The sequence below is a fragment of the Kitasatospora sp. NPDC002040 genome (assembly GCF_040296785.1).
Classification (GTDB): Bacteria; Actinomycetota; Actinomycetes; order Streptomycetales; family Streptomycetaceae; genus Kitasatospora.
In genome coordinates, this window is the sequence record NZ_JBEOXV010000008.1 from 127,348 (window position 1) to 146,803 (window position 19,456).

Below are 19,456 nucleotides of genomic sequence, written 5' to 3' on the forward strand. Positions count from 1 at the left end.
GGATCAGTGGTGGCCGTGGCCGCTGGTGATCTCGTGGTGCTCCTCGGCGGTGGGCTTGGGGATCTGGTTCCCCTCGCCGTAGAAGCCCTGGGAGAGCTTGGCGCGGGTCTTGGCGATGACGCCGACCTTGCGCTTGACGCCGTTCTCGTCGACCTCGTCCGGCAGTTCGAGCGGCTGCGGCTGCTCGTGCGCGGTGTAGGTGTGGAGCTTGCCGGCGGGCAGCTGCGCGTGGATCTCGACGAACTCGCCGTGCGGCAGGCGCTTGATGACGCCGGTCTCGCGACCGTGCAGCACCTTGTCCTTGTCGCGGCGCTGGAGGCCGAGGCACCAGCGCTTGGTGACGAAGAAGGTGATCACCGGCACCACGAAGAACCCGACCCGCACGAAGTACGTGATGTCGTTGATCGAGAGGTGCAGGTGGGTGGCGAACAGGTCGTTGCCACCACCGATCAGCAGGACCAGGTAGAGGCTGATCCAGGCCGCGCCGAGACCGGTGCGGACCGGGGCGTTGCGCGGGCGGTCCAGGATGTGGTGCTCGCGCTTGTCGCCGGTCACCCAGCTCTCGATGAACGGGTAGACCGCGATGGCCACCAGGACCAGCGGGAAGATCATCAGCGGCACGAACACACCCAGGTTGAGGGTGTGGCCCCAGAGGCCGATCTCCCAGCCCGGCATGATCCGGATCAGGCCCTCGGAGAAGCCCATGTACCAGTCCGGCTGGGCGTCGGTCGACACCTGGTCGGGGCGGTACGGGCCGTACGCCCAGATCGGGTTGATGGTCGCGATCGCCGAGACCATCGCGATGATGCCGAAGACCAGGAAGAAGAAGCCACCGGCCTTGGCCATGTAGACCGGCATCAGCGGCATGCCGACGACGTTCTTCTCGGTCTTGCCCGGGCCCGCCCACTGGGTGTGCTTGTGGTAGAAGACCAGGATCAGGTGGGCCACCAGCAGGCCCAGCATGACGCCCGGGATCAGCAGCACGTGGATGGTGAAGAACCGCGGCACGATGTCGGTGCCGGGGAACTCCCCGCCGAACAGGAACATCTGCAGGTACGTGCCGACCAGCGGCACGGCCAGGACCGCGCCCTCCATGAAGCGGATACCCGTACCGGAGAGCAGGTCGTCCGGGAGCGAGTAGCCCATGAAGCCGTCGAACATGCCCAGGAACAGCAGCAGGAAGCCGAACAGCCAGTTGACCTCGCGCGGCTTGCGGAACGCGCCGGTGAAGAACACGCGCATCATGTGCACGAGCATCGCGGCGACGAACACCAGCGCGGCCCAGTGGTGGATCTGACGGATCAGCAGGCCACCGCGGACCTCGAACGAGATGTCCAGGGTGGAGGCGTACGCCTCCGACATCCGGATGCCCTGCAGCGGGGCGTAGGAGCCGTGGTAGACGGTCTCGCCCATGCTCGGGGTGAAGAACAGCGTCAGGTAGACGCCGGTCAGGATGATGATGATGAAGGTGTAGAGGCAGATCTCGCCGAGCATGAAGGACCAGTGGTCCGGGAAGATCTTCCGCAGGTTGGCCCGGGCCAGGGTGTAGAGGCCCAGCCGGCCGTCCACCCAGTCCGCGGCCGACTCCGCCTTGTTGGCGGGCTTGGCACGGGTGCTGGCCGGCTTGGCGGCACCGCTGGTGCTGCTCGCGGTCATCGGCTGCGCTCCCAGTAACTCGGACCAACGGGCTCGTCGAAGTCGCCGGTGGCGACCAGGTAGCCCTTCTCGTCAACGGTGATCTTCAGCTGCGGCAGCGGGTGGCCGGCCGGGCCGAAGATCACGCGGGCGCCGTCCGCCAGGTCGAAGGTCGACTGGTGGCAGGGGCACAGTGCGTGGTGGGTCTGCTGCTCGTAGAGGCTGATCGGGCAGCCGACGTGGGTGCAGATCTTCGAGTAGGCGAGGATGCCCTCGAAGCCCTTCTCGCGGGACTCCTTGTCCTTGATGTCCTCCGGAGCGATCCGGATCAGCATCAGGGCGTCCTTGGCGATCTGAACCTGGAAGTCGTGCGCGTCCTCTTCGAGGCCCTCGGGCTTCGCGAAGCTCAGCGAGCCGACGATGATGTCCTCGGGCTTCATCGGCTCATTGGTGTTCATGTTGATCAGCTGGAGCGGCTTGGCCGTGGTGGCCTCCTTCCAGCCGGTGTGCTCCAGCTTGTCCTCGGGCAGCGGCCCGAGGTCGCGGAGCAGCACCACACCGGAGAGCGGCACCAGGGCCATCGACCCGATCAGCGTGTTGCGGATCATCTTGCGGCGGCCGAAGCCGGACTCGGCGGCGCCGGTCTTGAACTGCTCGATGACGTCCGCGCGGACCTCGTCGTCGGCCTCGATCGCGTGGCGCTCGGCCGGCAGCTCGTGGTCCGACATCAGGGTGCGGGCCCAGTGGACCGCGCCCGCGCCGATGCAGAAGAGCGCCACCCCGAGGGTCAGGCCGAGCGAGAAGTTCAGCGCGCTGACGTGACCGATCGGGAAGATGTAGACGATCTTGTCGATCGGGAAGATCACGAAGGACGCGATGAACCCGATGGTCGACAGCATCGACAGGATGAAGAGCAGCGAGACCTGGCGCTCGGCCCGGTTCGCGGCCTTCTCGTCGATGTCGGTCCGACGCGGCTGGTGGGCCGGCAGGCCCGGGTCGGCGAACGGGTCCCCGTGCGGGGCGACCTCGGCGCCGTGGGAGTCGTGCGACTCCGGCAGGTTGTCCTTGGACATGTTGTCGTGGCTCATGACTTCTTGGCCTTGGTGGTGTGGGCGGCGACCCAGATCGCGATCGCGATCAGGCTGCCGAGTCCGAAGATCCAACCGAACAGACCCTCGGTCACCGGGCCGAGGCTGCCCAGGCTCAGACCGCCGGGGTTGGGCTCGTCGTTGGTGGTGTGGCGGACGAAGGCCACGATCTGCCGCTTCTGCTCCTCGGGCATGATGCCGTCGGGGAAGGAGGGCATGTTCTGCGGGCCGGTCTGCATGGCCTCGTAGATGTGCTTGGCGTCCACGCCCTCGAGCGAGGGGGCGTACTTGCCCTTCGTCAGGGCACCGCCCTGGCCCGCGAAGTTGTGGCACTGGGAGCAGTTGGTACGGAACAGCTCGCCACCCTTCGCCACGTCGTCCGGGTTGGTGGAGGTGTACTGCTCCTTGCCGGGAACGACCGGGCCGGGGCCGAGCGAGGCCACGAAGGCGGCCATCTGGTCGATCTCGGTCTGGCTGTAGATGTTCTTCTTCTTCGGCACCTGGGCGCCGGGCTGCTGGGCCGGCATCCGGCCGGTCGCAACCTGGAAGTCCACCGCTGCGGAACCGACGCCGACCAGGCTCGGACCGTCCGAGCTGCCCTCGCCGTTCAGACCATGGCAGGAGGAGCAGCCGACGGCGAAGAGCTTCTTGCCCTCATCGATCGCGAGCGACTGCACCGAGCTGTCGGCCTGCGCCTTCTCGGCGGGCAAGAACGCGGCGTACAGCCCCCCGGTGGCCGCCAGGGCGAAGAGTAGGACGACCAGCGCCGCCAGTGGATGGCGCCGTCGTGCGGAGAGCTTTTTCACGGATTAACCCCGGGGTCAGGATCTGGTCGGCTGGTGGGCGTGCCTCGCGGCCCGGTCTGCCCGGGTCGGCTGCGGGGACGCGCGCGGTCGGTCGGTGCGGGTACGGCTCCGGCCGTCGGCCAGCGACCTGATCAGCTGGTTACTTGATCAGGTAGATGGTCGCGAACAGGCCGATCCACACGACGTCGACGAAGTGCCAGTAGTACGACACCACGATCGCGGCGGTGGCCTGCTCGTGCGTGAACCGCTTGGCTGCGTACGTCCGTGCCAGGACCAGCAGGAACGCGATCAGACCACCCGTCACGTGCAGACCGTGGAAGCCGGTGGTCAGGTAGAACACCGTGCCGTACGGGTCGGAGGACAGCGAGAGGCCGTCCTTCTTGACCAGCTCGGTGTACTCGAAGATCTGGCCGCCGATGAAGATCGCACCCATCACGAAGGTGATCATGAACCACGAGCGGAGCTTCTTCACGTCACCGCGCTCGGCGGCGAAGACGCCGAGCTGGCAGGTGAGGGAGGAGAGCACCAGGATCGTGGTGTTCACCGACGAGAAGGGCACGTTGAGGGCGTGGGCCTTCTCGGTCCAGAACTCTGGGCCCTTGACCGAGCGGAGCGTGAAGTACATCGCGAACAGGGCCGCGAAGAACATCAGCTCCGAGCTCAGCCAGACGATGGTTCCGACGCTGACCAGGTTCGGCCTGTTGACCGCTCCGTGCGCGTGTCCGGTTTCTGTTGCTGTTGCTGTCGCCACGACGGACATTATGTCGGTCCCTTATTCCGTCTTCACGCCGGGGGGTGTACCTCGGAGTGTCCGGTGCGTGCGGTATGCCCCGTTGGCAGCCGACGGGGCGTCGGACGTGGGCTCCGAGGAGGCGGGCTCCCCTTTCTGACGGTTCATTGGAGCGCTCAGTACCCGTTCGCCCCGCGTGTCCCTGCGGGGCCGGGCGGCCCGGGTCGGTTAGAGGGGTCCGCCGTACGGGTGGAACCGGACTTCTGGGGTGACGATCCGTCGCCCGTGCGAGTGATCGGCGTGGCGCCGGTCGCGGCTCGTCCGAGGGAGATCGCGTCAGGGGCTCACTACACGGGGTGCGCGGGAGTAGCATCCGGAGGTGAACGTGGTCCGGATCACACCCGGGCCGGGTGGAGCCGACGCACGCTTGAAAAAAGCACAGCCATATAAGAGGACGAGCACCCGGGAGCAGGGCCCATGGCGCACACGACCGACGAGACGCTCACCGTTCTCGTCTACAGCGACGACCGCAACACCCGCGAGCAGGTCACCCTCGCTCTGGGCCGCCGCCCCGCCGCCGACCTCCCCGAGGTCGAGGTGCTGGAGTGCGCCACGGTGCCCGCCGTGCTCCGCGCGCTGGAGAAGGGCGGCATCGACCTCTGCGTGCTGGACGGCGAGGCCGTGCCGGCCGGCGGCCTCGGGGTCGCCCGGCAGGTCAAGGACGAGATCTACGGCTGCCCGCCGGTGCTGGTGCTGATCGGCCGCCCGCAGGACTCCTGGCTGGCCGCCTGGAGCCGGGCGGACGCCGCGATCTCGCACCCGATCGACCCGGTGGCCACGGCCGAGGCCGCTGCCACCCTGCTCAGGGCCCGGGTGGCCAAGCGCACCCCGGCCCACCACTGAGCCCCCGTCAGACCGCGTCTCACCTGTAGAGAAGGACCCCGCGCCGGGGTGCCCCGGCTCGCTAGGCTGGCTCCAGCATCCCCGATCGAGAGCTGGAGTCAGCCATGGTGAACGCACAACCTGCGAACGGCGGTAGCGACCCCGCGCAGGTGGTCCGCACCTGGCCGGATCTGCTGAGCTCGCTGCTGGCCGGCCAGGACCTGGCGCAGGCGGACACCGCCTGGGCGATGGACCGGATCATGAGCGGTGAGGCCACGCCGGTCCAGGTGGCCGGCTTCATGGTCGCGCTGCGGGCCAAGGGCGAGACGGTGGAGGAGATCACCGGCCTGGTCGAGGCGATGTACGCGCACGCCGAGCAACTCCACGTCCCCGGCCCTGCGGTGGACATCGTCGGGACCGGCGGCGACCGGGCCAAGACGGTGAACATCTCCACCATGTCGGCGATCGTCGCGGCCGCCGCCGGGGCCAAGGTGGTCAAGCACGGCAACCGGGCCGCCTCCTCCGCCAGCGGTGCCACCGACGTACTGGAGAAGCTCGGCATCGGCCAGAACGTGAGCCCGGCCCGGCTGGCCGAGATCGCGCAGGAGATCGGGCTGACCTTCTGCCCGGCGGCGCAGTTCCACCCGGCGATGCGGCACGCCGCCCCGGCCCGCCGCGACCTCGGGGTGCCGACCGCCTTCAACATCCTCGGCCCGCTTACCAACCCGGCCCGGGTCACCGCGCACGCGATCGGCTGCTTCGACACCCGGCTGGCCGGGCTGATCGCCGGCGTGCTGGCCCGGCGCGGCTCCACCGCCCTGGTCTTCCGGGGTGACGACGGCCTGGACGAGCTGACCATCTCCACCACCTCGCACGTCTGGCTGGTGAAGGACGGTCAGGTCACCGAGACCGTCTTCGACCCGCGCGAGGTCGGGATCGAGCCGGTCGGGATCGAGGCCCTGCGCGGCGGCGACCCGCAGTTCAACGCCGACGTGGCCCGCCGGCTGCTGGCGGGTGAGCAGGGCCCGGTCCGGGACGCCGTCCTGCTGAACACCGCCGCCGCGCTGACCGCGCTGGAGCTGACCGGCGCCCCGCTGGCCGAGCAGCTCGCGGCCGGGATGGTGCGGGCCGCGGCGGCGATCGACTCGGGTGCGGCGGAGGCGCTGCTGAAGGACTGGGCGGCCGCCAGCAACCGCGCCTGACAAGGTGGTTGAGGGCCCGGCAGGTCACTGCCGGGCCCTCGGTCTGTCCGGATGGCGGACTGGTGTTTGACCACGCCTCGGAAGCTCGCCTAGAGTCCAGCACAGGTCATGAGTGACAGCGACAAGCCCCAGCTTGCTGTCCGGCAACCCTCCGTCCGTGGCGGGGTGCCCTGGGTGAGGACCGGGCTCCGCGGCGAACCGTCCGCGTGGCAAGCGCGGACGTCGGCGGCACACCTGCACCCCGAGGTCCCGGACCTTCCGAGGAGTGCACCCCCATGTCTGTTTCGACCGAAACCTGCGCCCCGCTCGCCGTTCTCGGCCACGACGTCCAGGTCCCGCTGGCCTCCGGTGAGAAGGTCACCTACGCCGCCCTGGACTACGCCGCCAGCTCCCCGGCGCTCCAGCGGGTCTGGGACGACGTCGCCGCCTACGCCCCCTACTACGGCAGCGTGCACCGCGGCGCCGGCTACCTCTCCCAGCTCTCCACCGACCTGTTCGAGCAGAGCCGCCGCACCGTCGAGGAGTTCCTCGACCTGCGCGAGGGCGACCAGGTGGTCTTCACCCGGGCCACCACCGACTCGCTCAACCTGCTGGCCGGCGCGGTGCCGGAGGGCACCCGGGTGTTCGCCTTCGAGACCGAGCACCACGCCTCGCTGCTGCCCTGGCGCCGGGACGGACTGACCGTCAGCTACCTGCGCGCCCCGCGCTCGCACGCCGAGGCGGTCGCCGCCCTGGACGCCGCGCTGGCGGCGGAGCCGGCCGAGCACCGGCTGTTCTGCGTCACCGGCGCCTCCAACGTCACCGGCGAGCTCTGGCCGGTGGCCGAACTCACCGAGGTCGCCCACCGCCACGGCGCCCGGGTGGTCCTGGACGCCGCCCAGCTGGCGCCGCACCACCGGGTCTCGGTCCGGGAGTTGGACGTGGACTGGATCGCCTTCTCCGGCCACAAGCTGTACGCCCCGTTCGGTGCCGGCGTGCTGGCCGGACGGAGCGACTGGCTCGACGCCGCCGAGCCGTACCTGGCCGGCGGCGGCGCCAGCCGTACCGTCGCCCGGGAGCTGGACGGCTCGGTCGCGGTCGAGTGGCAGACCGGCCCGGCCCGGCACGAGGCCGGCTCCCCGAACGTGATCGGCGCCTACTCCATCGCCTCCGCCTGCCGGGCGCTCACCGAGGCCGGCTTCGACGCGCTGGAGGCGCGCGAGCAGCAGCTGATCGACCGGCTGCAGGCCGGTCTGGCCGAGATCCCCGAGGTCCGGGTGCTCAGCCTGTTCGGCGAGGGCGCGGCCCGGGTCGGCGTGCTCTCCTTCGTGGTGCAGGGCTGGAACAGCTCGCACTTCTCGGCGGCGCTCTCGGCCGAGTACGGGATCGGGGTCCGGGACGGGCTGTTCTGCGCGCACCCGCTGGTGCGGACCCTGCTCGGGGGCGAGGAGGCGGCGCCGTCCGAGTGCGGTGCGCCCGAGCCTTCGCTGCCGGGCGAGCGCAGCCTCAACGCGATCCGGGTCAGCTTCGGCGCCGGCACCCCCGACGAGCACCTGGACCGCTTCCTCGGGGCCGTCCGCGAGCTGGTCACCGACGGAGCGGCGTGGAGCTACCGCAACGAGGGCGGCCGCTGCGTCGCGGACACCCGCCGCTGAACATGTACCACCAGGGGCCCGAGGCTCTGCTGATGTGCGGCTCCGCCGCGCGGGCGGCGCCGACCTCAGGAGCGTTCAACGTGCGTGCAGGGTCAGGCACTTTCGCCTTTTGACCCGCACGCCACGTAGCGTCGCCGTTCCCCGAGCCCCTGGACAGTGCAACTTTGCGACCTGCAAAAGGCTATTCGTCGAGGCCGAGGGCGAAGGCGGCTTCGAGGTCGTGCTTGGAGTAGGTGCGGAAGGCGATCTGGGTCTCGGTGTGCTCGACGCCCGGGATCTTGTTGAGGCGGCCGGGGATCACCGTGGCGAGGTCGTCGTGGTGCCGGACCCGGACCATCGCGACCAGGTCGTAGCCACCCGTCACCGAGTAGACCTCGCTGACGCCCTCGATCGAGGCGATCGCCTCGGCGATCTCGGGAATCCGGTCGACGCTGGTCCTGATGAGCACGATCGCGGTGATCACTCTTGTGGCTCCTGTCCGTGGGTCCTGCCGGTCAGCGTAACCGTCGCCCAGGTGGCCAGGTACCCGGCGACGAAGCCGATCACGTGGACCGCGTACGCCACCCCGGGGCCGTCCTGGCGGACCGAGAGCCACTGGAGCAGGAACCAGAGCCCGAGCACCAGCCAGGCCGGGAAGCGCAGCGGCAGGAAGAGCAGCACCGGCACCAGCGTGGTCACCCGGGCCCGGGGGTACAGCCGCAGGTACGCGCCCAGCACCCCGGCGATCGCGCCGGAGGCCCCGACCAGGGCCCGCACCGACTCGGGCCCGTGCGCCTCCGCCAGCGCCCAGCCGTAGGTGGCGAGGCAACCGACCGTCAGGTAGCCGAGCAGGAACCGGACCCGGCCGAACCGCTGTTCCACCCCGGGGCCGAAGACGAACAGGAAGAGCATGTTCCCGAGCAGGTGCAGCCAGCTCGCGTGCACGAACAGCGAGGTGAGCACCGAGAGCGCCGGGATCTTCCGGGGCGTCTGCACCGGCGGGCAGTCCGCCGCCGGCGGTGGCACGGCGGCCGACCGGTCCGCCGTCAGCGGGTGCCCGGAGAGCAGCTCGGCGGGCACCGCGCCCCAGCGCTGCTCGTAGCGCTGCTCGGCGCAGACCCGGGCCGCCCCGGTGCCGTAGCGGGGGTTGAGGCCGAAGCTCGGGGCGGTCAGCAGGACCAGCACGCTCAGCCCGATCAGCGCGAAGGTGACGACCGGCGGGCGTTCCGCGGCCCTGCCGCCCGGGGTGTCGAGGTGGTCCAGGACGGGGATGGCCATAGCGGAGAGCATTCCTCCGGGAGCCCCCGCCGACACCGTCCGGTACTGCGGCTGGCCTACTGCCCGCATCACGGACCGACTGCCCGCGGGTCGGACGGCAGGCAATAGGCTGGGCGCTCCGGACCCTGGGTGACCGCCGCGAGGCGGCACCAACGAGAGGACTTGGCAGAATGACGATCGCCGCCCCCACCGCCGAAACCCGCTGGCGCTGCACCCTCTGTGGCAACCTGACCCGCTTCGACGTGACCCGCTCCTCCCGGGTGGTGGAGTTCCTCCACTTCGACCTGGCCGGCGACTCCAAGGTGGAGGAGACCGAGGTGCTGACCGAGACCCTGGAGTCGGTCCGCTGCCGCTGGTGCAACGCGGTCGACCAGGTCGAGCTGGTGGCGCGTCCGGACGCCGAGCAGGCGGCCAAGGAGCAGCAGGAGTCCTGACCGGACAGGGCCTGGTGCACCGGCCCCGGCCCGCGCGGAGTGTGGCGCGGGTCGGGCCGGGGCACGGTTACCGCGACAATTGCAGAGAGCGGTGTGTTTGAGGGCAGCGGCAACCGGCCGTACGGACCCCGCGCAGCAGGATCGGAGCCGAGGACGTGGTGGACGCAGCATGGGGGGCGGCCGAGTCGCAGGAGCAGCCTCCCGCGGCCACGACCCCGCCCGCCCGGGAGCCCGCCGAGGCGCCGGTGCCCGCTCCCGCCGAAGCCCCCGAACAGCTCGGCCGGCCGCTCCCCGAGGGCGTGCGGCACCGGGTGGTGGGGATCGCCGCCGACGCGCTCGGCGGCCTGCCCGCGGCCGAACTGCCGGTCTCGCTGCGCCAGTACGCGAAGTTCACCCCGGCGCGGCGGGCCAAGTACGCGGCCACCGCACTGGCGGCCGCGCTGGAGGCCGACCCGGCCTTCCGGCTGCGGATAGCCGATCGGCTCCGGCTCGGGCAGCCGGATCTGGTGCGGGCGCTGGAGGCGGGCAGTGTGCCGGGTGCCGCCGACCCGATGGACGTCGCCGCCGCCGCCTACCTGCTCCGCCCGGCCGGCTGGGCCGTGCTGGTGGCCGAGGCGGGCGAGCAGGTCGAGCGCGCCGGTGCCGAGGGCGCGGCGGCCGAGGCGGCCCGGCTGGTGGAGAAGCTCCAGGAGGAGCTGGCCGAGCTGCGCACCCAGTCCCGGGCCGACCTGGACCGGCAGCGGGCCGACTCCGAGGGCGTACGGCGCGAGGCGGAGTCGCTCCGGAAGAAGGTCCGCACGCTGGAGAGCGACACCCGCCGGGCCCAGGCCGAGGTGCGCAAGCTGCAGCTGGAGCTGACCGAGGTCCGCGCGGCGGCGGCCACCGAGCACAGCACGGCGGAGGCCGAGGCCCGGCGACTGCGGCACCGGATCGGCGAGTTGGAGACCGCGCTGGAGACCGGTCGGCGTTCGGCCCGGGAGGGCCGCAGCGTCGAGGACATGCGGCTGCGGCTGCTGCTGGACACGGTGCTGCAGTCCGCCCAGGGGCTCCAGCGCGAGCTGGCGCTGCCGGTGGCGCAGGTCCATCCGGCCGACCTGGTGGACGCGGTGGCACCGGGTTCGGCCTCGCCGCACGACGTGGCCCGCCGGGCGCTGGCCGAGGACGACCCGGCGCTGCTGGACCAGCTGCTGGCGATCCCGCAGGTGCACCTGGTGGTGGACGGCTACAACGTGACCAAGACCGGGTACCCGACGCTGCCGCTGGAGCAGCAGCGGATCCGGTTGCTGGGCGGTCTGGCGATGCTGGCCCAGCGCACCCAGGCCGAGGTGACCTGTGTCTTCGACGGCCAGGACCTGGACGTGCCGGTGATCCTGGCGCCGCCGCGCGGGGTCCGGGTCCGGTTCAGCCGGACCGGGGAGACCGCGGACGAGCTGATCCGCCGACTGGTCCGGGCCGAGCCGCAGGGGCGTCCGGTGGTGGTGGTCTCCACCGACCGCGAGGTCGCGGACGGCGTGAAGAAGGCGGGTGCGCGCCCGGTGGCGTCGCTGCTGCTGCTGAAGCGGCTGGCTCGGCCCTGACCTGCCCTGACGGTAGGTCAGGGCGGCGTGGCGGGCATGTGTCGGTCCGGTGAATTCCGGTCCGTGGACGGAAGTTCGTACGGGTTGGGGAGTAGCGGACCGCTGGCAAGTTCACTAGGGTCTGGCGTCAAACCTATATTCTGGACATGCACCCGATCGGGTGAGGTCGAGTCCAGGAGTGATGAAGGAGCTCGTCCTTTGGCTTCCCACCGCCGCCCCAAGCAGCCCAGTCGCGCACGGGTCTCCGTGTTGACCGCTGCCGCTGCCACCGCGGTCGCCCTCTCGGCCCAGGCCGGTGCCCACGCGGCCCCTGCCAAGCCGAACAAGGACGAGGTCAAGATCCAGGTCGACAAGCTCTACGAGGAGCAGGAGCAGGCCGCCGAGCGCTTCAACGGCGCCAAGGAGCGGGCCGAGCAGCTGCGCAAGCAGGCCGACCAGCTCCAGGACCAGGTGGCCCGCAGCCAGGACCAGATGACGCAGCTCCAGAGCGGCCTGGCCGCCGTGGCGGCGCAGGAGTACCGCGACGGCGGGGTGGACCCCTCGGTGGCGCTGATGCTCTCCTCCAACCCGGAGGACTACCTGACCCAGGCGTCCAGCGTCGACCAGGTGAACCGGACCCAGACCGACAGCCTGCAGTCGCTCAAGGACCAGCAGCGCCGCCTGGACCAGCAGAAGACCGAGGCCGCGGAGACGCTGGCCGAGCTGGACCGCAACACCAAGGTGCTGAACGACGCCAAGGCCGAGGTGCAGAAGAAGCTGGCCGAGGCCCAGCGCCTGCTGAACCAGCTCAGCGTGGCCGACCAGCGGGCCGTGCTCGGTGACCGCGCCTCGCGCGACTCCAGCCGGATCGACCTCAGCAACCTGCCGCCGGCCTCCGGCTACGCCGCCAAGGCGCTCGCCGCCGCGATGAGCAAGCGCGGCTCGGCGTACGTCTGGGGCGCCACCGGCCCGAACACCTTCGACTGCTCCGGCCTGATGGTCTGGGCGTACGCGCAGGCCGGCGTCTCGCTGCCGCGCACCTCGCAGTCGCAGGCCTCGGCCGGCACCGGCGTGGGGAACAACCTCGCCAACGCGCAGCCGGGCGACCTGGTGATCTACCACAGCGACGCGCACCACGTCGGGATGTACATCGGCAACGGCCTGGTGGTGCATGCCCCGCGCACCGGTGACGTGGTCAAGGTGATGCAGGGCGACGCGATGCCGATCAAGACCATCCGCCGGATCTGACCTTCCGTCAGCCTGATGCGGCATAACGGACATCTCCGTAGCAACACCCGCAACTGACGCGCCGTGACACGCGCGGGCCCGCCGAAATCTCTCTGTGATCCGGGACACATTCGGCGGGCCGTTCCATGCCCGCAACCTGAGGTTTCGTCAGCACAGTGTGCATTTCCGGTCACTGGCAGTCGTAAATTCTGACGAATCACGACTTCATTACGACTTTTTACTTACAAGGATTTGAACCGATCACGGTTGGGTTACTAGGGTCGTCTCGAACCACCGCACTGTCGATCACCCAGCCTGGGTGGCGGCGGGGGTTACCGCCGAGTTCGAGCGCACAGCGCGGCAGTCCGACTGCCGTACGGGGAAGCCCCTGTGAGGGTGCTGTCGATCGGAGCCGGGGAACCACGTTCCTCGGGGTGAATCGGCGCCAGGTCGACGGACCGTCGTGAGACGGCTCGCCGGTGAGGCGTCGTAGGGCATCTCTTCCAGCCCGAACCCGTCAGCTCACCCGGTAGGCGGACGTAGGAAGAAGGAGCCCGCCTTCGTGGCGTCCCATCGTCGTCCCAAGCCTGCCGGCCGTACCCGCGTCTCGATCATCACGGCTGCCGCCGCCGCTGCGGTGGCCCTGTCCGCCCAGACCGGTGCCCACGCCGACCCGACTCCCACCAAGGACGAGGTCAAGACCCAGGTCGACCAGCTCAACGAGCAGGCCGAGGCTGCGACCGAGCAGTACAACGCGGCCACGGAGAAGCAGCAGACCCTGCAGCGTCAGGTCAGTGCCCTCCAGGACCAGGTGGCCCGGCAGCAGGCCGAGGTGACCACCATTCAGAGCGCCCTCGGCGAGGTCGCCGCCGAGCAGTACCGGACCGGCGGGATATCTCCCACCGTCCAGCTGATGCTCTCCAGCAGCCCGGACGCCTTCCTGGGCCAGGCCGACTCGCTGAGCCAGCTCGGCACCTCGCAGGCCGACGCGCTCAAGACGCTGAAGGGCGAGCAGGCCAAGCTCGACCAGCAGAAGTCCGAGGCGCAGAACAAGCTCGCCGACCTGGAGAGCACCGCCCGGGAGCTCAAGGCCGGCAAGGAGCAGATCCAGGCCAAGCTGGCCGCCGCGCAGTCGCTGTTCGACTCGCTGAGCAAGCAGGAGCAGGAGGCGCTGCGCGCCGCCGAGGCCAGGTCCGCCGCGGAGGCCGCCACCAAGGCGACCGCCAAGCCCGCCTCGGACGACCGCGCCTCGCGCACCGAGAGCCGCCCCGACCTGAGCGGCCTGCCGGCCGGTTCGCACGCCGCCGCCGCGGTCGCGGCCGCGGTGTCGCAGATCGGCAAGCCGTACGGCTGGGGCGCCACCGGCCCGGACAGCTTCGACTGCTCCGGCCTGATGCTCTGGGCCTACAACAAGGCCGGGGTCTCGCTGCCGCGCACCTCGGAGTCGCAGATGGGCGCCGGCCAGAACATCGGCACCAACATCGCCGACGCCAAGCCCGGCGACCTGATCATCTACCGCGGTGGCGGCCACGTCGGCATGTACGTCGGCAACGGCCAGATCGTGCACGCCCCGCGGACCGGCACCCTGGTGCGGTACGAGTCCGCCACGGTGATGTCGATCACCCGCATCGTCCGGGTCTGACCACCCGTTCGTCGTACTGCCCGCAGGCCCGGCCCCGTGCCGGGCCTGCGGCGTTTCCGGAACCGGCACTGGTGTCCGATTAGTGGTCAAATATTCGGTGCTGTAGGGGTTTGGACTAGATCGCTGCGACTCGCTAACGTCTGCCCCCGGACCTTCGCGAGGACGCCGCCCGACCCGGGCGACGGCGGTGGCCCGGCGCAGGAATGGAGCCGCCGCCGGTATGTCGACGCACAGCCGTTCTCCCCTGCCAGGCGCCCGCCGGTTCACCCGGGCGCTGGTGCTGACCGCCGCGGCCACCACGGTGCTCGGGCTCGCCGCGACCGGCACCGCCGGGGCGGCACCCGGTGCCCCGGCCGAACCGCCGACCCGCAAGGACGTCAAGGCCCAGGTCGACCAGCTCTACGAGGAGGCCGAGCAGGCCTCGGAGAAGTTCAACGCGGCGATGGAGCAGCAGCGGCAGCTGCAGGCCGACACCGGTTCGCTGCAGAGCCAGGTGGCGGTGGCCCAGGAGGAGCTGACCCAACTGCGCTCCGGGCTCGGCTCGGTGGCCGCCGCCCAGTACCGGGCGGGCGGCATCGACCCGGCGGTGCAGCTGATGCTGGACTCCGACCCGGACGCCTACCTGACCCGGGCCCGCACCCTGGAGCAGACCACGGAGCGGCAGAGCGACACCCTGCGGCACGTGATCGACCGTCAGCGCCGGCTCGACCAGCAGCGGGCCGAGACCACCGCCAAGCTGGCCGAGCTGGAGTCCGTCCGCCGCACCCTGGACGAGGGCAAGCAGGAGATCCGGCAACGGCTGGTCAAGGCCCAGCGGCTGCTGAACACGCTGGGCGCGGGGGAGCGGGCCAGGATGGCCGACGACGACGCCAGGGACGCCGCCAAGCGGGCTGCCCGGGGCGGCGAGCGGCTCGACCTCGGCAACCTGCCCGCCGCCTCCGGCCGGGCCGCCGCCGCACTGGCGGCCGCGAGCAGCAAGATCGGCTCCCCGTACGTGTACGGTTCGACCGGCCCGCGTACGTTCGACTGTTCGGGTCTGATGTACTGGGCCTGGCGGCAGGCCGGAGTGACCCTGCCGCGCACCTCGCAGCAGCAGGCAGGCGCGGGGCAGCGGATCAGCCTCGCCGAGGCCCGGCCGGGAGACCTGGTGATCTTCTACAGGGACATGCACCACGTCGGGATGTACGCCGGCGGCGGTGTCGTGGTGCACGCGCCCTACCCCGGGGCCCGGGTCCGCTACGAGAGCGTCAACGCGATGCCCGTCACCGGGGTGGTGCGGGTCTGACCGGTCCACGGCCGTCGGCCGCCGACCCTGCCCCGGTGGACGGGGGAGCGGTCGGCGGCTCCGTGCTGTCCCGCCGCGCCGCGCTGCTGCTGGCGGCGGCCGGCTTGGTCCAGCTCTCGCCGCCGGCCGTGCGGACGGTCCCGGCCACCGTGGTGGCGCCGAGCGCCTCGGCCGGCGCCACCCGGCCCTCGGCCAGGTCCGCGGTCGAGGCGTTGCTCGCCGACCGGGCCAGGGCGCAGCTCCGGCTGGACCGCTCCGCCCTGCTGGCCGGGGTCACCCCGGCGTCCCGGCCGGCCGAACAGGCGGCGCTGGCCCGGCTGGCGCAGCTGCCGCTGGCCGAACTCTCGTACCGGATCACCGAGTTCGCCGAGCCGGTCGGCGGCACGCTCACCCTGACCGCCGAACTCGGCTGGCGGATCGCGGACTTCGACGACCACCCGGCCGTGCTCACCCGGCGGATCGGCTGCGAGCTGGTGGACGGGGCGTGGCTGCTGAGCAGCGACCGGCCGGTCGGTGGTGCGGCGCTCTGGGACCTGGGCGAGATCCGGGCCGTCCGCGGCACCCACAGCATCGTGCTGGGGCAGGCCGACCCGGCCGCGCTGGCCGCGGCGGCGGCCGCCGCCGACCGGGCCGTACCACTGGTGACCGAGCTCTGGGGCGGTGACTGGCCCGGTCGGCTGCTGCTCGAACACCCGGCCACCGGCGAGCAGTTCGCCCAGCTGCTGGGGGTCTCCGCGGACGGGTACGCGGGCATCGCCGCCGTCACCACGGCGGCCGCGGGGGCGCCGGTGCACAGCCCGGCCGACCGGGTGCTGATCAACCCGCAGGCGTACGCGGGCCTGAGCGAGCTGGGGCGCCGGGTGGTCACCGTGCACGAGGCCGCCCACGTGGCGACCCGGGCCGACACCCGGCCCTGGACGCCGCTCTGGCTCTCCGAGGGCGTCGCCGACTACACCGGCTACCGGGGCACCGGCCGGACGCCCCGGCAGATCGCGCCCGAACTGGCCAAGGCGGCCGCGGCCAAGGGCTTCACGGCCGTGCTGCCCGCCGACGGCGACTTCGCGGCCGGATCGGCCGGGATCGGCCTGGCCTACGAACTCGCCTGGTCCGCCTGCGACCTGATCGCCCGCCGGTACGGCGAGCAGCGGCTGGTCGCCCTCTACCGGGCCGCCGGGGCCACCCCGCCGGCCGGCTCCCGGGAGGAGTGGCTGGACGGGCTGCTGCGGGCCGGTCCCGGCCCGGGCCTGGCCGACTTCACCCGGGAGTGGGGCGAGGACGTCCACCAGCGCTTCGCGCACTGACCGCCGGGGCGGCGGAGCCGCCGCTACTGGTGGACGGACTTCGGGGTGTCGATCCCGTCCAGCAGGTTCTGCTCGTACGCGATGCCGGGGCGCACCGGGTACCCGGCCGGGGCCGGGCCCTCCAGGGCGGGCGGCAGCACCAGGGTGCGGACCGGCTCGACCGCCCGGGTGGAGCGCCAGAGCCGGACGCAGGAGAGCACGGCGGCCGCCAGCAGCAGCAGGTTGCGCACCGTCAGGACCACCACGCCCCACAGCTGACTGTTCAGCACCTGCCCGAACAGCACCGGGAACTCCAGCGTGGTGAACAGCGTGGCGGCCAGCACCAGCAGGGCCACCGGCCGCTGGCTGGTGCCGCGCACGGTCAGGCAGACCGCCGTCACGCCGACCACCCAGACCAGGTACTGCGGGCTGATCACCCGGCTGGTCACGGTGAAGACCAGCAGCGCGGCCAGGGCCGCGTCGAAGGTGGTGGCGGTCTGCCAGCGCTTGGCCCGCAGCCGCCAGAACAGCAGCCAGGCGAAGCCGATCACGGAGAGCGCGACCATCACCTTGGAGATCACCGTGACCCACGGCCCGAGCATCTCCACCGAGCCGTAGTTCATCTTCACCTCGCCGTGCCAGCCGCCGGCCAGCCGGGCGAAGTGCAGCGGCAGCGCGCCGAGCGACTCCACCTCGATGCCCCGGTCGCGCTGGAACTTGAGGAACTCGAAGGCGCCGTTCATCCCGGCCGCGAGCAGGAAGCCGAGCGCGCTGAACGAGGCCGCGGCCGCCGTCCAGGACCGCCTGGTCCGCCGCCCCTTCGGGGTGCCGATCAGCGCCAGCACCGGCCAGACCTTGACCAGCCCGCCGATCCCCAGCAGCACACCGCCGAGCGCGGGGCGCCGCAGCACCACCAGCAGCCCGGCCACCGCGAGCGCGGTCACCATGATGTCGTACCGGCAGTACACCGTCGGCCCGAGCAGCGGCACGCCCGCGACCCAGACCCAGGCGCCGGTGAAGCTCCGGCCGCGCCGGGTGCCGGCCCGCATCAGCAGGCCCATGGTGAGCGCGTCCACCAGCCCGCAGACCACCCAGAACGAGACCAGGTACGACCAGGGCAGCAGCCCCGGCAGCAGGATCACCAGCGCGGCGCCCGGCGGGTACTGCCAGGTCACGTCGTCCAGCGGGAAGGTGCCGGTCTGCAGCACCTGGTACCAGCCGTGGTAGATCACCGAGACGTCGGCGGTGACGTCCGCGCCGGAGATCCTCACCACGCCGAGCACCATCAGCACCACCAGCACCCGGGTGGCGACCCAGCCGCCTGCCAGGCCCCAGAGCGCCCCGGGGGCCGGGGACGGTGCCGGGGTGCGGTCGGTACCGCCCGCGCTGATGCCGGTACTACCGGCCCGGGCCAACTCCACCGCACTCCCTCGTTCGACTTGGTGCGCGTCGCGCAGATCCACCCCCGAGCCCCCGTCCGTTCTCGCCGTGTCGTCTCCCGCATGCCTCGACCGGCACGGAGCCTGGTGCTACCTGCCGGTCGCGTTCCCGGCACACCGGGGTGTTGACCTATGGTACGGATCACCGACCGGTACACCGAGCACCCCCCGACCGAGCGAGCCGCGGCCATGCACAAGACCTTGATCGTCACCAACGACTTCCCGCCCCGTCCTGGCGGCATTCAGGCCTTCGTCCACAACATGGCGGTGCGTCAGCCGGCCGGCAGCATTGTGGTGTACGCCTCATCCTGGCGGGACGGCACCGAGGTGGCCAAGTTCGACGCGGAGCAGCCGTTCCCGGTGATCCGGGACCGGACCAAGATGATGGTGCCGACGCCCCGGGTGACCCGGCGGGCCGCCGAGATCCTGCGCGCCGAGGGCTGCGACTCGGTCTGGTTCGGCGCCGCCGCCCCGCTCGGCCTGATGGCCCCCGCGCTGCGCCGGGCCGGGGCCGGGCGCCTGCTCGGCATGACGCACGGCCACGAGGCCGCCTGGGCCCAGCTCCCGGGCTCGCGGCAGCTGCTCCGCCGGATCGGGGCCGGTACCGACACCCTGACCTACCTCGGCGAGTACACCCGCTCCCGGATCGCCGCCGCGGTCGGCCCGGAGGCGGCCGGCCGGATGGTCCAGCTGCCGCCGGGCGTGGACGAGCAGACCTTCCGGCCCGACTCCGGCGGCGCCGAGATCCGGGCCAGGCTCGGCCTGACGGACCGTCCGGTGGTGGTCTGCGTCTCGCGGCTGGTGCCGCGCAAGGGGCAGGACACACTGATCACCGCGCTGCCGCAGATCCTGCGGGACGTCCCCGACGCGGTGCTGCTGATCGTCGGCGGCGGGCCCTACCAGGGCGAGCTGGAGAAGCTCGCGGAGACCCACGGGGTCAGCGCCTCGGTCCGCTTCACCGGGGCGGTGCCGTGGTCCGAGCTGCCAGCCCACTACGGCGCGGGCGACGTCTTCGCCATGCCCTGCCGCACCCGCCGCCGGGGCCTGGACGTCGAGGGCCTGGGCATCGTCTACCTGGAGGCCAGCGCGACCGGCCTCCCCGTGGTCGCGGGCGACTCCGGCGGTGCCCCCGACGCCGTCCTGGAGGGCGAGACCGGCTACGTCGTCCCCGGCAGCTCCCCGGCCGCCGTCGCCGAACGCATCGTCCGCCTCCTGCACGACCCCGAACTCCGCCGCACCATGGGCGAAGCCGGCCGCCGCTGGGTCGAGCGCTCCTGGCGCTGGGACCTGCTGGCGGGCCGGCTCACGGCACTGCTGGCGAACGAGTGACCGCCAGGGGCCCGGGCCCCTGGCGGTCAG

17 protein-coding genes and 2 riboswitches are annotated in these 19,456 nt (G+C 71.7%); of the genes, 10 read left to right on the forward strand and 7 right to left on the reverse strand.

Going from position 1 to position 19,456, the window contains the following annotated elements; translation table 11 throughout:
- Positions 1-3 precede the first annotated feature (3 nt).
- From qcrB to ctaE, 4 genes are all read right to left on the reverse strand, one after another.
- Positions 4-1,656 carry a cytochrome bc1 complex cytochrome b subunit gene (gene qcrB, locus ABT118_RS19835; protein ID WP_350670100.1) on the reverse strand — a complete coding sequence of 551 codons (1,653 nt, stop codon included), beginning with the start codon at positions 1,654-1,656 and terminating at the stop codon, positions 4-6.
- Positions 1,653-2,723, reverse strand: coding sequence for a cytochrome bc1 complex Rieske iron-sulfur subunit (gene qcrA, locus ABT118_RS19840; RefSeq protein ID WP_350670102.1), 1,071 nt, complete (start codon positions 2,721-2,723; stop codon positions 1,653-1,655). Before qcrA ends, qcrB begins: the two co-directional genes overlap by 4 nt.
- On the reverse strand, positions 2,720-3,529 hold the full coding sequence (gene qcrC, locus ABT118_RS19845) for a cytochrome bc1 complex diheme cytochrome c subunit (RefSeq protein ID WP_350670104.1): 810 nt from the start codon (positions 3,527-3,529) through the stop codon (positions 2,720-2,722). Before qcrC ends, qcrA begins: the two co-directional genes overlap by 4 nt.
- Before the next feature lie 139 nt (positions 3,530-3,668).
- On the reverse strand, positions 3,669-4,289 hold the full coding sequence (gene ctaE / locus ABT118_RS19850; RefSeq protein WP_350670105.1) for an aa3-type cytochrome oxidase subunit III: 621 nt from the start codon (positions 4,287-4,289) through the stop codon (positions 3,669-3,671).
- A gap of 447 nt (positions 4,290-4,736) precedes the next feature.
- Between ctaE and ABT118_RS19855 the strand changes: the two genes are divergently transcribed.
- The 3 genes from ABT118_RS19855 to ABT118_RS19865 all read left to right on the forward strand — a co-directional run bounded on the left by ABT118_RS19855 (position 4,737) and on the right by ABT118_RS19865 (position 7,977).
- Positions 4,737-5,162, forward strand: coding sequence for a response regulator (locus ABT118_RS19855; protein ID WP_350670107.1), 426 nt, complete (start codon positions 4,737-4,739; stop codon positions 5,160-5,162).
- A gap of 104 nt (positions 5,163-5,266) precedes the next feature.
- Positions 5,267-6,343, forward strand: a complete 1,077-nt coding sequence (gene trpD / locus ABT118_RS19860; RefSeq protein WP_350670109.1) for an anthranilate phosphoribosyltransferase — start codon at positions 5,267-5,269, stop codon at positions 6,341-6,343.
- 104 nt (positions 6,344-6,447) lie between these two features.
- A riboswitch (SAM riboswitch) is annotated at positions 6,448-6,565 on the forward strand.
- Positions 6,566-6,618: 53 nt separating this feature from the next.
- Positions 6,619-7,977 carry an aminotransferase class V-fold PLP-dependent enzyme gene (locus ABT118_RS19865; RefSeq protein WP_350670112.1) on the forward strand — a complete coding sequence of 453 codons (1,359 nt, stop codon included), beginning with the start codon at positions 6,619-6,621 and terminating at the stop codon, positions 7,975-7,977.
- A 181-nt stretch (positions 7,978-8,158) separates the two neighbouring features.
- Here the strand turns inward: ABT118_RS19865 and ABT118_RS19870 are convergent, their stop codons facing one another.
- Positions 8,159-8,440, reverse strand: coding sequence for an Lrp/AsnC family transcriptional regulator (locus ABT118_RS19870; RefSeq protein ID WP_184920654.1), 282 nt, complete (start codon positions 8,438-8,440; stop codon positions 8,159-8,161).
- Positions 8,437-9,234, reverse strand: a complete 798-nt coding sequence (locus tag ABT118_RS19875) for a rhomboid family intramembrane serine protease (protein ID WP_350670115.1) — start codon at positions 9,232-9,234, stop codon at positions 8,437-8,439. Before ABT118_RS19875 ends, ABT118_RS19870 begins: the two co-directional genes overlap by 4 nt.
- Positions 9,235-9,404: 170 nt before the next feature.
- Here ABT118_RS19875 and ABT118_RS19880 point away from each other — a divergent pair, with 170 nt between their 5' ends.
- From ABT118_RS19880 to ABT118_RS19905, 6 genes are all read left to right on the forward strand, one after another.
- Positions 9,405-9,668 (forward strand): hypothetical protein, encoded by a 264-nt coding sequence (locus ABT118_RS19880; protein ID WP_350670117.1) that lies wholly within the window; start codon positions 9,405-9,407, stop codon positions 9,666-9,668.
- A gap of 245 nt (positions 9,669-9,913) precedes the next feature.
- Positions 9,914-11,245, forward strand: coding sequence for an NYN domain-containing protein (locus ABT118_RS19885; protein WP_350670310.1), 1,332 nt, complete (start codon positions 9,914-9,916; stop codon positions 11,243-11,245).
- 198 nt (positions 11,246-11,443) lie between these two features.
- A complete protein-coding gene (locus tag ABT118_RS19890; RefSeq protein WP_350670119.1) occupies positions 11,444-12,472 on the forward strand; it encodes a C40 family peptidase in 1,029 nt (342 codons plus the stop codon).
- A gap of 366 nt (positions 12,473-12,838) precedes the next feature.
- Positions 12,839-13,003, forward strand: a riboswitch (cyclic di-AMP (ydaO/yuaA leader).
- 10 nt (positions 13,004-13,013) lie between these two features.
- Entirely contained in the window at positions 13,014-14,093 is a 1,080-nt protein-coding gene (locus ABT118_RS19895; RefSeq protein WP_350670122.1) for a C40 family peptidase, read from the forward strand.
- Positions 14,094-14,313: 220 nt separating this feature from the next.
- The gene (locus tag ABT118_RS19900; RefSeq protein ID WP_350670124.1) at positions 14,314-15,378 is read left to right on the forward strand and encodes a C40 family peptidase; all 1,065 of its coding nucleotides are present in this window, start codon (positions 14,314-14,316) and stop codon (positions 15,376-15,378) included.
- A gap of 35 nt (positions 15,379-15,413) precedes the next feature.
- Complete coding sequence (locus ABT118_RS19905; RefSeq protein WP_350670125.1) at positions 15,414-16,679, forward strand: hypothetical protein; 1,266 nt, start codon at positions 15,414-15,416, stop codon at positions 16,677-16,679.
- A 23-nt stretch (positions 16,680-16,702) separates the two neighbouring features.
- On the opposite strand, the gene ABT118_RS19910 is transcribed toward ABT118_RS19905, so the two are convergent.
- Positions 16,703-18,121 (reverse strand): glycosyltransferase 87 family protein, encoded by a 1,419-nt coding sequence (locus ABT118_RS19910; protein WP_350670129.1) that lies wholly within the window; start codon positions 18,119-18,121, stop codon positions 16,703-16,705.
- Between the two features lie 165 nt (positions 18,122-18,286).
- Between ABT118_RS19910 and ABT118_RS19915 the strand changes: the two genes are divergently transcribed.
- Entirely contained in the window at positions 18,287-19,426 is a 1,140-nt protein-coding gene (locus tag ABT118_RS19915; protein ID WP_350670131.1) for a glycosyltransferase family 4 protein, read from the forward strand.
- Positions 19,427-19,456 lie beyond the last annotated feature (30 nt).

What these genes read in the sequence shown, in the direction of transcription:
- qcrB (WP_350670100.1), bottom strand. Translation starts at nt 1,656, where the DNA reads ATGACCGCGAGCAGCACCAGCGGTGCCGCCAAGCCGGCCAGCACCCGT.
- trpD (WP_350670109.1), top strand. Translation starts at nt 5,267, where the DNA reads ATGGTGAACGCACAACCTGCGAACGGCGGTAGCGACCCCGCGCAGGTG.
- ABT118_RS19865 (WP_350670112.1), top strand. Translation starts at nt 6,619, where the DNA reads ATGTCTGTTTCGACCGAAACCTGCGCCCCGCTCGCCGTTCTCGGCCAC.
- ABT118_RS19880 (WP_350670117.1), top strand. Translation starts at nt 9,405, where the DNA reads ATGACGATCGCCGCCCCCACCGCCGAAACCCGCTGGCGCTGCACCCTC.
- ABT118_RS19875 (WP_350670115.1), bottom strand. Translation starts at nt 9,234, where the DNA reads ATGGCCATCCCCGTCCTGGACCACCTCGACACCCCGGGCGGCAGGGCC.
- ABT118_RS19855 (WP_350670107.1), top strand. Translation starts at nt 4,737, where the DNA reads ATGGCGCACACGACCGACGAGACGCTCACCGTTCTCGTCTACAGCGAC.
- ctaE (WP_350670105.1), bottom strand. Translation starts at nt 4,289, where the DNA reads ATGTCCGTCGTGGCGACAGCAACAGCAACAGAAACCGGACACGCGCAC.
- qcrA (WP_350670102.1), bottom strand. Translation starts at nt 2,723, where the DNA reads ATGAGCCACGACAACATGTCCAAGGACAACCTGCCGGAGTCGCACGAC.
- ABT118_RS19915 (WP_350670131.1), top strand. Translation starts at nt 18,287, where the DNA reads ATGCACAAGACCTTGATCGTCACCAACGACTTCCCGCCCCGTCCTGGC.
- ABT118_RS19900 (WP_350670124.1), top strand. Translation starts at nt 14,314, where the DNA reads ATGTCGACGCACAGCCGTTCTCCCCTGCCAGGCGCCCGCCGGTTCACC.